Source organism: Oceanobacillus sp. FSL W8-0428, from assembly GCF_038004405.1.
Lineage (GTDB): Bacteria > Bacillota > Bacilli > Bacillales > Amphibacillaceae > Oceanobacillus > Oceanobacillus sojae.
The window spans coordinates 2075161-2088813 of record NZ_JBBORB010000001.1; the positions used below are offsets into that span (position 1 = coordinate 2075161).

The following is a 13653-nucleotide window of genomic DNA, read 5'->3' on the forward strand; positions in this document are numbered from 1 at the left end:
TAAATGATGGGGAAGGCAAAGAGAAATGGAGAGAAAAAATAAATTTATCGAACATATCCAATCCTTTTTAGATAATCTTCTAAATGGGATAAAGCAAATAACAGGTAATCAATTTGTCGGCGGTTATCTGCACGGTTCTTTAGCAATGGGATGCTTTCAACCTGCAAATAGTGATATTGATTTACTGGTGGTCTTAAATAAAACATTGAGTAAACAGCAAAAACAGGAGCTGGCTGAGCTATTCCTTTCTCAATCCAATCATCCTTATCCGGTTGAAATCAGTTTTTTATTAGAAAGTGACTTAAAGCAATGGAAGTATCCCCTTCCATATATTTTCCATTATAGTGAATACTGGCGGGAGTGTATGGAAGTAAGTAAAGAGCAAGTGATAGAGAAGGGTGAGGGGAAGGATGCAGATTTGGCTGCACATATTGCTGTTCTTTTGGGGAGAGGAATTACGCTGGAAGGTCCTCCGGCAGCTAGTGTATTTCCTGCAATTCCAAAAGCGGATTATATTTCAGCGGTACGGGCGGATTATGAAGAATGCCTGGTAACATATTTGGATACACCTGTGTATGCGATGCTGAATATGCTGCATTTCTACTGGTATTTAAAAGAAGAATGTATTTTATCGAAAAAGGAAGCGGGAGAGAGAGCGTATGAGGACTTTCCAGAGAAGGTCCACCCGACCATAAAAAGCCTGCTGCATAATTATCAGGTGAAAGAAGCAGATAAACAGATGATAGATAAGCAGGAATTAACAGCTTTAAAAAATTTGATTGATAAAAAGATTACAGAGCTTTTGGGGCAATAGAAATTGTTTTACACAAAAAAAGAAAGCGTTGTCACTTGTGGGTTTTTCTAATTCGTTTTATGCTTAAAATATGTAAGAACGCGAATAAAAATCAGTTTCAGGAGGAGGAACAACAGATGAATGAGCAGTATCCAGTACTAAAAGATGCAGAGCCATTTTACTTCGAAGGAAATCGTATAGGTGTTCTCGTATCACATGGTTTTACGGGTACGACACAAAGTATGTATCCAATTGGGAAAGCCTTTGCGGATGCAGGCTATACTGTTTATGGTCCAAGATTACAAGGTCACGGGACAGCTCCTGAAGATATGGAAAAATGTTCATATCAGGATTGGGTAAACTCTATTGAAGAGGCATATTCCTGCCTTGATGAAAGATGTGATACGATTTTCATGTGCGGTTTATCGATGGGTGGAACATTAACACTTGATGCAGCTGCAAAGCACCCTTTGTCAGGGATTATTTTAATCAACGCAGCTGTAGATATTCCTGCAATGGAAGCAGATCAAAAAGTAAGATTTATTGATGCAATCGGGTCAGATATTAAAAAAGCAGGTGTAGTGGAGCTGGCTTATGATAAAACACCGGTAAAATCAATTGGAGAAATAAAGAAACTGATGAAGGAAACAAAAGCAAATTTAGAGAAAGTAACCTGTCCGGCACTTATTTTTGTTTCAGATGAAGATCATGTTGTTCCGCCGGAAAATGCTCAAATGATATTGGAAGGAATAGCTTCTGAGCGAAAAGAAATTATTTCTATGAAAGAAAGCTATCATGTAGCGACATTGGATAATGATCAGGGAATGATTATCGAAAAATCTCTGAATGCATTGCAATCATGGATATAAAAGGTAAATAAAGTCAGACTGTTTTACAGCGATTGAAGCTGAACTGGCTTATTACTGAATAAGAAAGAAAACATTACAAATTCCATCAGCCGTTAAAAAGGGATGACGCCAAAATGGAGCCATCCCTTTTTGTTATCTTAAATAGTAAATGCTCCTGCATTCACATTTTAAGATGATTGTGTTTGATTCTGGCCACCACTATTACCTTGATTCATTGCCTGACCGCCGCCCGAAAGCATATCCTGGAGCGGTTTTGCAATATCCTGCATGGTGGAGCTATTCATGGAATTGGAAAGCTTTTGTGACATGTTTTGAAATGATCCATTTTGCATACTCATGCTTATACCATAGGCTGCAGCGCCTGCTACACCTGCAGCAATCAGTGACGTGGTCATTCCTTTTTTATTATTCATCATTAATTATCATCCCTATCCATTTAGAATGTGAATCAACAACGATACTTAGTTTGGGGTTAAATTTGAAAAATATACAGTGGATTTAATTATTTATGGATATTCTTATTATAATTTTTGTTAAAAAGCAGGATTATAGCTGTGATGTACATAGTAAAATATAAAAACAGAACTTTTGTTCTTGTTGTGGAAATGTGTTAATATGAAAGAGAACTATCATTCGAAGCAAACATTACATTTAATTAATGCAAGGACTTGATAAGCTTGCAGATTCAAAATCCGCATGACAAAATTTTTAAAGAAACATTTTCAAATGTGGATGTTGCTAAAGATTTTATTACCCATTTCTTACCACTCTCCGTTCGCAACACCGTTGATGTAACATCCATTCAGCCCCAAAAAGACAGCTTTGTCAGTCGTGATCTTCAAGAATATTTCTCCGATTTGTTATTCCAGACAAAAATCCATCAAAAACCCGCTTATGTATATTTTCTGTTTGAGCATAAAAGCTACAATGATTACTATACCTCTCTGCAGTTACTGCGATATATGGTTGAGATTTGGGAAACCAAACGAGATAATAAAGATAAGAAGAAGCTGCCACTCATTATGCCGATTGTTCTGTATCCTGGCAATGCGGATTGGTATGCCGGAGCTTCATTCAGCAATCTTTTGGAAGGGTACCAGGATTTTCCTCAAGAACTGCAGAAATACGTCCCTGATTATGAATTCTTTCTGTACGACGTATCCGATTACGAAGATGAGGATACGCAATTGAATGTATTCCTGCGAATCATACTGATGGTGTTTCGGGATATCCGTAAAAGAGATGTTCAAGTCGTATTGAATACCATTTATCGAGCTGTTGATTATCTGCGGCAATTACAGGATCAAAGAACGGCAACAGAGTACCTTGAGACGTTGTTTTATTATATTTTCCGTGTCCATCGTCATCTAACGAAAAATCAATATTATGATATAATCAATCATATAGGGAATACTTATCAAGAAGGAAGCGAATTGGCAATGACTTTAGCAGAGATTTTTCGGAATGAAGGGAAAGAAGTAGGTAGAGCAGAGGGTAAAGAAGAAGGCAGAGCAGAGGGCAGAGTAGAAGGGCAAGCAGAAGCGTTATCTAATGCCGCAATTCGATTAATCACAAAATTTGTAGCTCCACTTTCAGAAGGTATAAAGACAAAAATACGCGAACAGGAAATCAGTACACTGGAAACCATAATAGATCATATAGATGAATTGGAAACGATAGAGGATGTTAAACAATATTTGAAATAGCAAAACAAAAACACGGAGGTCTCATGTGTTTTTGCTTTGCTTAGAATTGAGAAAAGACTTCTCTTTCTTAAGTTGGGTATACGTTCTGCTTTCGCCGGCAAAGTGAATTATGAGGTTTTTGAACGTTATTGATGCAGATTTGAGCACCATGTTTTTATTGGATTGCACAATGCTAAGCCAGCAACAGCAGGATTTTGGATTCTGCTATTCAAGAAAGCTTATTAAACAAAAGGTTTTATCAATTGCCCTTCGCTGCCGACCATTTTTATTTTAGAAATAACCATTTCAATAGCTGCATCTTTGGCTTTTTGTAAATACTGTCTTGGATCTAATTGGTCAGGATGTTCTTTAAAATGATCTGCAATTGCCTGTGAGTAAGCATTTTTTAACTCTGTAGATACATTTACTTTGGCCATTCCTAGAGAGACACATTTACGAACGTCCTTATCAGGTACAGCTGACCCGCCATGCAATACGAGTGGAACATCGACAAGTTCGGCAATTTTTTGAATGCGGTCAAAATCAATATTTGGATCTCCTTTATAAATTCCATGTGCTGTACCAATGGCTGGAGCGAGTGTAGGGACCCCTGTTTGTTTTACAAAAACAACGCATTCCTCAGGTATTGCTTTTTGGGCATCCTTCTCATCTACAACGATATCATCTTCTACACCGCCCACTTTACCAAGCTCTGCCTCGATATTGACATGTAATGACTTTGCTAAATTCACTACTTCTTTAGTTCTTGCAATATTTTCTTCAAATGGATGCATCGATGCATCGATCATGATGGAAGTATAGCCTGCGCGGACACATTGTTTGATGAGCTCATAATCTGTGCAATGGTCAAGATGTAAGCCGATTGGCACTTCATAATAGTTAGATGCAGCATTGGCAACCTCAACAATATTTTTTGCGCCTAATGATTTCACCGTTCCCGTGGTAGTTTGCAAAATAACAGGTGAATGTAATCGGGCTGCACCTTCCATTACCCAAAAGATACTGTCAAAAGAATGGACATTAAAAGCGACAATCCCATAACCCTCATTTTTAGCTTTCGTCAACATTGGTGTTGTAGAGTATAAAGTCATTATAATCTCTCCTCATTATTTTTTATTGGGCTTTCTGAATAACCTCTTATAATTCTTCCGACGTAATCTGCTCTTTAATCTCATTTACATCATGCATATCAATATGCGGATACCAGTATAAGCAATTCGAAGCGGCAAAACTGCTTGCTTCCACTAAAGCAGTCTTGATTTCGTTATTTGATTGAAGCGCTTAAGATCAGAGCTTTATTAAAGGAAAATAATATTGATGCAGATGTATCACAGTGCCGTGTCAGTGAATTGAGCTCAAAAGTCAGCGGTACCGATTTGATTGTAACAACGGCTAAGGTAGATAAAGATTATGGTGTTCCTGTTATTCATGGATTGGCTTTTATCTCGGGAGTAGGTTTAGACAAAACAAAAAAAGAAATTTTAGAAGTTTTGCAGTAGAACAATCTCTTCATTAGAAGGAGGAAATTCCGTCCATGCAAATCTTACAGTATATATTAGATCTTGGTCCGACAGTAATGCTGCCATTAGTTATTTTTATTTTAGGAGTTTGTTTAAAACAAGGTGTTGGAAAATCCCTTCGTTCCGGGATAACCATTGGTGTCGGATTTGTCGGGATTAATTTGGTAATCGGTCTCTTAACAGATAATTTAGGTCCAGCTGCACAGCAAATGGCGGACCGCTTTAATTTAGGTCTTTCCGTCGTTGATGTCGGCTGGCCAGGTGCCTCTCCGATGGCGTGGTCATCAACGATTGCAATGGTTGCTATTCCTATTGCAATACTTGTCAACGTACTTATGCTTGTAACGAAAATGACGCGTGTTGTAAACGTGGATATTTGGAATATTTGGCATATGACATTTACAGGAGCAATTATTCTGGCAGCTACCGGAAACTTCTGGTTTGCCATTATTGGTGTTGTTGTTCACTCTGCCTTTGTTTATAAGTTAGGTGATTGGTTTGCACCAACAGTCAATAAACATTTTGGTCTGGAAGGAATTGCTATTCCACATGGTTCCGGAACATGGTCTGCACCATTTGCAGTCGTAATTGATGCCATTATTGATAAAATTCCAGGACTTAAGAAAGTAAATATTAATTCAAATAAAATTGAAGAGCGCTTTGGGGTTGTTGGCGAGCCGGTAATTATTGGAGCAGTATTAGGTATCGTTATTGGATTTTTAGCAGGTTATTCGGTATCAGATGTTTTACAGCTGGGTATTCAGATGGCTGCTGTTATGGTGCTGATGCCAACAGTTGTTAAATTTATTATGGAAGGTCTAATGCCGATTGCAGAAGCTGCACAGGCTATATTAGATAAACGCTTCGAAGGACAGCAATACTATATTGGGCTGGACCCGGCATTACTTTTAGGTAATTCGCAAGTAGTAGCAGCAAGTTTAATTTTCGTACCTTTAACATTAGTTATTGCTATTTTAATTCCGGGTAACCAGGTCTTGCCATTTGGTGACTTGGCAACCATTGGATTCTTTGTATCTATGGCAGTAGGAATTCATAAAGGAAACCTATTCCGTACTGTTATTTCCGGAGCATTTATCATGGGTATCACAATATGGATAGCGAATATGATGATAGGTGTGCATACGAAACTGGCAACGGACACAGGAAATCTAACAAGCGGTCAGGTTGCTTCCTTAGACCAAGGCGGAGCACCAATCACATTTATTTTGAAAGAATTATTCCAGCTTCAAAATCTGGTTCCATTGTTAATCATTGGCGGAATTTATGTATTTAGTATTATCTTTACGTATATTCAATTTAAAAGAGAGAAAATATGAGGGAAATTTTAGATAGGAGATGTTATTGAAATGAAGGCGTTAGTGCTGGAAAGTAAAGCAAACTTCTCCGTAAAGGATATAGAAATACCAGTTATTAAATCGAATCAAGTATTAGTAAAAGTATCTTATGTGGGAATCTGCGGTTCCGATTTAGCCCGTTATTTTGATGGGAAAGTTCATAACTACCCAACGGTTCTAGGTCATGAGTTTTCGGGGGTTATTTCAGAAGTGGGAAGCGAGGTACAAGAGTTATCAGAAGGTGACCGTGTAGCGGTTGCTCCATTAGTTCCATGTGGAGAATGTTCAAGCTGTGAAAGCGGCAATCCGGCACTTTGTGAGAATTACAGTTTTATTGGTTCCCGGGAGCAGGGAGCAATGGCTGAATATGTTGCCGTAAATGCGAAAAATATCCTGATCCTGCCAGATGGTATTACAGATCAGGAAGCAGCATTGATTGAGCCGTTAACTGTCGCCATTCATGGTATTGAAAAGCTTGATATCCATGCTGGAGTAAGAGCAGTTGTTTTTGGGGCAGGGACAATTGGTATGATGTCACTGCTTGCACTGCAGGCAAAAGGAGCAGGAGAAATAACAGTTATTGATATCGATCATACGAAGCTGGAAATGGCTAAAACACTAGGTGCTGTAGAAACCGTAAATTCATTAGATATTGATTTAGATAATTACTTTAAAGAAAATCAAAGGCCAGAAATTGTGGTAGAAACAGCTGGTGTTCCGCAGACACAAGTACAGTCACTGAGTGTGGTTGAGAAGCTTGGTCAGGTTGTGTATGTGGGTACAGCTAAGAAGGAGATAACTTTCCCCGCAGATGTATTTGAAAGAATTCTAAGAGCAGAATTAAAGGTATACGGTTCATGGATGTCCTATTCCGTTCCATTTCCGGGATTTGAATGGACTGCGGCCTTACAATATATGAAGGACGGGAAAATTGACGTAAAACCATTAATTCATGAAGTAAATCCGCTGGACGTAAAAGAAGAGCCGTTTAAGAAAATGATTGATCCGGATAATCATTCTATTAAGTTTTTATATGATGTAAGACGGTGATGTGGGAAGTCTTGGAAGGTACAAGTTTGTTTGTGGCTTTCAAGGCTTTTAATAATATAGTATAAAATTCCAGTATGAATTTAATGCTATCTTAAGAATAATCTGATCCAACTTCAAATGACAAGAGTCAAGTGTGTATACATGAGTGCTTTACGGTAAAGAAGACTTGTTGATTATGTACTCAAATCATTACATCTTTAAAGGATATATTCTATGTTATTAGTCTGTATTTTATGGGTTCTCTCTTATATAGATTTACTTGTCGAAAAATGATATACTATCAAGAAAAATGACAAGGGTTACATTCTTGTTTTTTTTATATATAGGGCTACCAATCTAGGTTTTATTTTTTTCTGAATTTTTGAATTAAGGTTAAGAAGACGCTCAATTATATTGAATACGGAGGGAATGAGATGCTTTCATCTAGACAAAAAAAGATTTTAGAACGACTAATTGAAGAAGAGGCATTCGTTTCCTTAGCCGATCTAAATAAATCGTATCAGCTTTCTCCCAGGACGATTCGACAGGATTTACTTGAGATTGAGACATGGTTGATGGATATTGGAGCAGGATTCAGTTTGGAAAGGCATCGCAAGCATGGGGCGAGGCTTCTCTTAGGGGAAAAGCAGAAACAGGCGCTACAGGAAGCAATGTACCAGCAAAAGGACTATTTAAGTGCAGCACAGCGCAGATTGGATATGCAAAAGATTTTATTGCTAAACCCGTTTATACGAGTGGATGAGCTCCTTGAGGATTATGAGATTAGTTTAAATACATTTCAAAATGATTATAATTATTTAAAAGACGAACTGTCGGATTATAAATTACGACTATTGAGGGAAAATAAACAAATTACTTTAGTAGGGGCAGAAAATAATAAGCGGGTGTTATTCTTGGATCTATTAAAGGAACAGTGGACAGAAGAAGAAATTCTGGAGCTATATGTAACAAGAGCGATACCCGCTTCACTTAATGAAAATGATTTAGAGAATATGATAGCAGATGTTGATGTGGATGGTATCATATCTTGGATTGAGCAAGTAGAGGAGCTGAGTGGGGTCGCGTTTATTGATGCAAGTAAATACGAGCTTTTTCTAAATTGTGCTGTTCAATGGAAAAGGATTCAATTAGAAGAATACATAGTTGATTTTGATAAAGACGATGAGTTGAAGATCTTAGAGAGTGAAAGGTATAAAACAGTCAAGCAGGGTTTTATGAAATTAATGGGGTTAAAAGACAATCCTGGTAGGCTTTCAAATGAATTAGCTTATATCTCTATGCATCTGCTTGGAGCGAGGCGTTTAAGCGGCGAAGGAGATCACAGGATTAAATATCAGTCTTTATCCGGGGAGATAGTAGCAACTTTTGAACAGGAGAATCGCTTCCGTTTAAGCAACCGGGAGAATATTATTATTGGCCTTTCTACGCATTTGCAATCAGCGATGTATCGGGTGAAATATAATATTCATATTGATAACCCTTATTTTGATAATTTAGAAAAAGAGTATCACAAATATATTGAACAAGTGAAGAATTTTATTGAGGAGAATCCACATTGGGGCTTAACAAATCTCCATAGACATGAAATCGGCTTTATTGTTGTTCATTTATGTGCCGGAATGGAGCAGGAGCCACTGCTCCCGAGTAAACGGATTGCGATAGTCTGCAGCTCCGGTTTAGGAACATCACGATTGCTCGAACGCACCATGAGAAGGCTATTTCCACAAGTATATATAATAGGGCAATTTTCTGTAAAGGAAGCATATCAGCTTACGGAAAAAGATGTTGACCTAATTGTTACGACTGTTCCGTTTACACAAAAGCTTCAAGTTAATTATGTGAAGGTGAATCCTTTATTATCTTTAACAGATCAGCAAAATTTGGAAAGAATTATTGGAAGAGGAACTTACCAAGCAAGCACAGAGCTGCCGGTTGTGGAAACGGTAATGACAATTTATCAATCTGTAAAAAAACATACCATTGTACTGAATGAGGGAGAATTATTTAATGATTTATACCGCTATTTCAGCGGAAATCAGGGAGCCGCTGGTTCTGAAGTTACTTCGCTGACATCACCTGCATGTATCTATTTAAAAAATCGGGTTCAGGACTGGAGAGAATCGCTGTCCATATTGAGCCGGTCTTTGGTGAATCAAGGTGTCATTGAATCTGCATATGAACAGGAATTGGCTCAAGTAATTAATGAACAGGATCACCATTTTATCGTAGCTCCGGGTGTTGCTTTCCCTCATTTGAACAGTCCATCGATAAAGAAGACTGGTTTTGCGTTTATGACATTAGAAGAGCCGATTGCCTTCGGTGGGGATGGGGAGAAGGTATGGTGGATCATTTTGCTTGCTGCCAAAGATAAGATTCAGCATGTTACCGCTGTGGAGATGATGCTAGACGTAGTGAACTCTAAGGATTTGATGAGCAAATTGCGACATGAGCAAAATATAGATGTAATATGGAATTGGATGTTGGAGTATGAGGAGGGGAGCAGATGAAAAAGGTTTTAGTTGTTTGTTCAGGTGGTTTAGGGACAAGTCTTGTTTTGAAATTACAAGTAAAACAGCATTTTCAGGAATGGAAGTTAGACGATGTCATTGTTGAACAATCGGATGTAAGTGCTGCCTCCTTCATGAAAGCAGATTTGATTATCGGGGCAAAGCAGGTTGTACAGCATTTGCGGGTAAAAGAAACAGAGATCCTTGGGCTCTCCTTTATTGCAGATAGAGCTTTAGTAAAAGAAAGCTTAGAAAATGCAGATACTGTGAAGCGGTGGCGAGAGCGTGTATGAATATATTTGAAAGTTTTACAAGGGGGTTTATCGGAGAACCTGCTATTTTGTTGGGGGCTATTACATGTATTGGTCTATTACTTGCTAGAGCAGGTTTTTTTCGTGTTCTCAGTGGAACAGTGAAAATAATGGTGGGTGTGACATTATTGCAAATAGGGGCTTCTGCCGCCAATGTCTCTCTTTCCAATTTAGCAGTTATGATCCAAGACAGCTTTAACATTATTGGCATGATTCCCCATAATGAAGCGATAACGGCATTGGTACAGATTAATTATGGCAGGGAAATTGCGATAACCATCTCAATTGGAATGGTTGGGCATTTATTAATAGCCCGGTTTACGAGATTAAAGTATGTCTTTTTGTCAGGACACCAAGTACTTTTTATGTCAGCAGTTATTGTGGCTGTTCTACATGCTTCTCAATACAGCTGGTGGGGGTATGTTTTTGGCGGTATCGTGTTAGCACTGATGATGTCCTGTATGCCTGCGCTGGTTCAGCCGTTTGTCAAACGTGTCACAGGCGATGAATCGATTGCGATTGGTCATTTTAACAGTGTGGGCTACTTTATGACAGGTATTTTAAGCATAAATCTTTTTAAAAGAAAAGAAGAAAAAGCAGATTTTCCGAACTTTATTAGAAAACTTGAGCCTTTTATGCATGATCATGTATTGATCATTAGTATATTTTCATTTCTGCTCTTCTTTATTTCTGCTATTTTTGCGCAAAGAGAAGCTATTCAATACTTATTTAATGATCAAAATTTTATCATTTTTGTTATTGTGCAATCTTTGTGGTTTACAGCTGGAATGTACTGTATCCTGACTGGCGTCCGAATGATGATTGCGGAAATTCTACCAGCTTTTGAAGGGGTATCGAGCAGATGGATCAAAGGGTCTATCCCTGCATTAGATGCGCCGGTGTTATTTAATTACGCTCCATTAGCTGCAATGGTTGGGTTTACACTCAGCTTTATCGGCGGACTTGTTGTGATGTTTGGAATGGCTGCCGTTCAATATACCATTATTATTCCAGGCGTTATTCCGCATTTTTTCTCCGGCGGCGCTGCAGGAGTTATTGCTTATAAGTTACGAGGAATCAAGGCGCTGGTTTGCATGAGTATCGTGCATGGAATGGTTATTACTGTTTTGCCGATTCCATTATTAAGTTATTTGCGGGATTTAGGTTATACGCGGACGACGTTTGGAGATACGGATTTGCAGTTGATTGGGATTTTGATTGGATGGCTGGTGCAGTGATAACTGAATTTAATATGTCCTCTTTATTTAAGCAGGGAAAAATGTTGAAAATTTCTAACCTGCATAATAAAAGGGGATTTTTTGTTTTATACATTTTAAAGGATTTATTTTAAATTACATAGTTTATAGTAAATATTCAATATCAATTTACTGCCATTTCAAAAGGAAATAAATTACTATTGATAGTGTAGGCATGCACATATGGAGTTATATACATAATTTAAGAAAGTAATGAGAAACAAAGTGATTAATTTAGCGGCTAGAGTGGAAGAACGTTATAAGAATAAGGGTATGAGATGGCTGAAGCTTTGTTTTTTTAGCGTACCCCTGTTGAATCGGTAACAACCCTTCTAATAGACTACTATTCTAATCAAAAAATATACAAAAAAATACATATTAAAAACAATATTTATAGAAAATATAGGGACACTAGCATTGCATTAATTATGTCGAATAATACAAAATAATCCTAATTTTTGGTTTTTATTGTTTTAAGCCATAAAAAAATCCTTTATAATGAATTGGTCAGGTGAATTTCTGTCCAAATCCAATGTAAAGGAAACCACTTATGGACAAGAATACACGAAAAAATGCATTTGGTAAATGGATTGCACCAATAAATTTCAAAAAACTTTTCGAACAAGTAACGATTCATCAACAAGATACCTATACAAAAAACTGACGACAGAAGCCTATTTGAAGTTGATGCTTTATGCGCAGGAAGTCGGTCAAAAAGCAGGTGCGTTTAATAATTTAACCCATCCAGATGCTGTAGAGCCGGAAGAAGCAGCTGATATAGAGGAAATTGAATTAATCGATTCTGATCCAATTGAGGCAGGGGAGCGGAGAGAAGAAATTTTAGATCGCTGGGATAATGAAGTGAATAACTAAAACAATTAATAATTTTATGCGATAAAAGTCGAATGATTCAATATTCTTACTTTAGAAATTGAATTATTTGACTTTTCTGTGATGTTATTAAATCGTTATAACCAAAACTCATAATAACTATTTATAGAGAAAAGTATATAGAATCGTTTTTTCATCTATTCTATTAGTGGATGAAGTTAGCCAGCATTTATACAAAATCAGTTTACAAAACATATTTTATCTTACCATACCAATTCTATACCACTTCAAAAGGAATTCATTTGGCATTGAACATGGAAACGCATACACATAAACTTAAGACATAAGAAAAAAGGAGGTAGTTACATTGAAGAAATCTATAAAATTATTATTTATATTATTAGCTATTTTTCTGCTAGCCGCATGCGGATCGAATAATTCAGATGGAACAGATGACGGAGATAGTCCAAGTGGAACGTTAACAGTTTATGTTGCATTTCAGGAAGATCATGCGATTGCTGCAATTGACAAGTTCCAACAGGATACAGGAATCGATGTCGATATGGTTCGTATGTCAGCTGGAGAAATCTTAGCAAAGGTCCGTGCGGAAAAAGATAATCCGCAGGCAGATATTTGGTATGGCGGACCAGCAGACACATTTGAAGCTGCTAAAACAGAAGACCTGTTACATGCGTATAATTCCCCCGAAGCAGCAGATATCCCAGAGGAATATAGAGATCCCGATAATTTTTGGACTGGGATTTATGTAGGGGCGATTGGTTTCGCTACAAATCAGAATTTCTTGGATGATAATGGTTTAGAAGCTCCAACAAGTTGGGATGACTTACTAGACCCTGCGTATGAGAAACAAATAGTTATGGCACATCCAAGTTCATCAGGTACAGCTTATACAGCATTATATTCGATTCTTCGTGCAAAAGGTGGAGATGAAGAAGGTTTTGAGTATTTGGAGGAACTTCATCCGCAAGTGCAACAATACACGACTAGCGGTTCAGCGCCGGGAAGAATGGTTGGTATGAATGAAGTAGGAGCAGGAATTTTGTTTGCACATGATATTGTTAAGTATCAAGAAGAAGGATTTGATGACATCGTCCTTTCATTCCCAGAGGATGGTACAGGATTTGAAATTGGAGGAGTCGGTATTATTGAAGGAGCTCCAAATGAAGAACTGGCTCAAGAATTTGTTGATTGGGCTGTAGGACCAGAAGCACAAGAAGTTGGTCAAGAATCATCTAATTTCCAGAGTCTTACGCATCCAGACGCGGTTCCACCTGAAGGGGCTCCAGATTTAGATGAGATCAATCTATTAGATTCAGACCCGAAAGAGGCTGGAGAACGTCGTCAAGAAATTCTTGACCGATGGGATAATGAAGTAAATAACTAGAGATAGAAAATGTTGAGAATGGGGGCTGTCAGCTCCCTTTTCAACATAAA

The 13653-nt window shown here is 37.7% G+C and carries 13 protein-coding genes; 11 read left to right on the plus strand and 2 right to left on the minus strand.

The annotated features are described in order from the left end of the window. The first annotated feature begins 25 nt into the window (after positions 1-25). Together MKY30_RS09640 and MKY30_RS09645 are read left to right on the plus strand one after the other, a co-directional pair. Entirely contained in the window at positions 26-814 is a 789-nt protein-coding gene (locus MKY30_RS09640; protein ID WP_341083674.1) for an aminoglycoside adenylyltransferase domain-containing protein, read from the plus strand. 116 nt (positions 815-930) lie between these two features. Next, positions 931-1662: an alpha/beta hydrolase gene (locus MKY30_RS09645; RefSeq protein ID WP_341083676.1), complete on the plus strand. Its 732-nt coding sequence runs from the start codon at positions 931-933 to the stop codon at positions 1660-1662. Positions 1663-1829: 167 nt separating this feature from the next. On the opposite strand, the gene MKY30_RS09650 is transcribed toward MKY30_RS09645, so the two are convergent. Then, complete coding sequence (locus MKY30_RS09650) at positions 1830-2078, minus strand: hypothetical protein (RefSeq protein WP_341083678.1); 249 nt, start codon at positions 2076-2078, stop codon at positions 1830-1832. 261 nt (positions 2079-2339) lie between these two features. Between MKY30_RS09650 and MKY30_RS09655 the strand changes: the two genes are divergently transcribed. After that, positions 2340-3368 carry an Rpn family recombination-promoting nuclease/putative transposase gene (locus tag MKY30_RS09655; RefSeq protein WP_341083680.1) on the plus strand — a complete coding sequence of 343 codons (1029 nt, stop codon included), beginning with the start codon at positions 2340-2342 and terminating at the stop codon, positions 3366-3368. Positions 3369-3589: 221 nt separating this feature from the next. Here MKY30_RS09655 and MKY30_RS09660 read toward each other — a convergent pair whose 3' ends face one another. Next, positions 3590-4459: a class II fructose-bisphosphate aldolase gene (locus tag MKY30_RS09660; RefSeq protein ID WP_341083683.1), complete on the minus strand. Its 870-nt coding sequence runs from the start codon at positions 4457-4459 to the stop codon at positions 3590-3592. A gap of 177 nt (positions 4460-4636) precedes the next feature. On the opposite strand from MKY30_RS09660, the gene MKY30_RS09665 reads away from it, so the two are divergent. From MKY30_RS09665 to MKY30_RS09700, 8 genes are all read left to right on the plus strand, one after another. After that, a complete protein-coding gene (locus MKY30_RS09665) occupies positions 4637-4867 on the plus strand; it encodes a PTS sugar transporter subunit IIB (RefSeq protein ID WP_341083686.1) in 231 nt (76 codons plus the stop codon). A 35-nt stretch (positions 4868-4902) separates the two neighbouring features. Beyond that, complete coding sequence (locus tag MKY30_RS09670; RefSeq protein ID WP_341083687.1) at positions 4903-6225, plus strand: PTS galactitol transporter subunit IIC; 1323 nt, start codon at positions 4903-4905, stop codon at positions 6223-6225. A gap of 30 nt (positions 6226-6255) precedes the next feature. Then, complete coding sequence (locus MKY30_RS09675) at positions 6256-7293, plus strand: galactitol-1-phosphate 5-dehydrogenase (RefSeq protein ID WP_341083689.1); 1038 nt, start codon at positions 6256-6258, stop codon at positions 7291-7293. A 413-nt stretch (positions 7294-7706) separates the two neighbouring features. Continuing rightward, on the plus strand, positions 7707-9800 hold the full coding sequence (locus tag MKY30_RS09680; RefSeq protein WP_341083690.1) for a BglG family transcription antiterminator: 2094 nt from the start codon (positions 7707-7709) through the stop codon (positions 9798-9800). Next, positions 9797-10093, plus strand: a complete 297-nt coding sequence (locus MKY30_RS09685; protein ID WP_341083692.1) for a PTS sugar transporter subunit IIB — start codon at positions 9797-9799, stop codon at positions 10091-10093. The genes MKY30_RS09680 and MKY30_RS09685 overlap by 4 nt, the downstream gene beginning before the upstream one ends. Further along, complete coding sequence (locus tag MKY30_RS09690) at positions 10090-11349, plus strand: PTS ascorbate transporter subunit IIC (RefSeq protein WP_341083694.1); 1260 nt, start codon at positions 10090-10092, stop codon at positions 11347-11349. Before MKY30_RS09685 ends, MKY30_RS09690 begins: the two co-directional genes overlap by 4 nt. 702 nt (positions 11350-12051) lie before the next feature. Beyond that, a complete protein-coding gene (locus tag MKY30_RS09695) occupies positions 12052-12240 on the plus strand; it encodes a hypothetical protein (protein ID WP_341083695.1) in 189 nt (62 codons plus the stop codon). 325 nt (positions 12241-12565) lie between these two features. After that, positions 12566-13603 (plus strand): ABC transporter substrate-binding protein, encoded by a 1038-nt coding sequence (locus MKY30_RS09700; protein WP_341083697.1) that lies wholly within the window; start codon positions 12566-12568, stop codon positions 13601-13603. Positions 13604-13653: the final 50 nt, after the last annotated feature.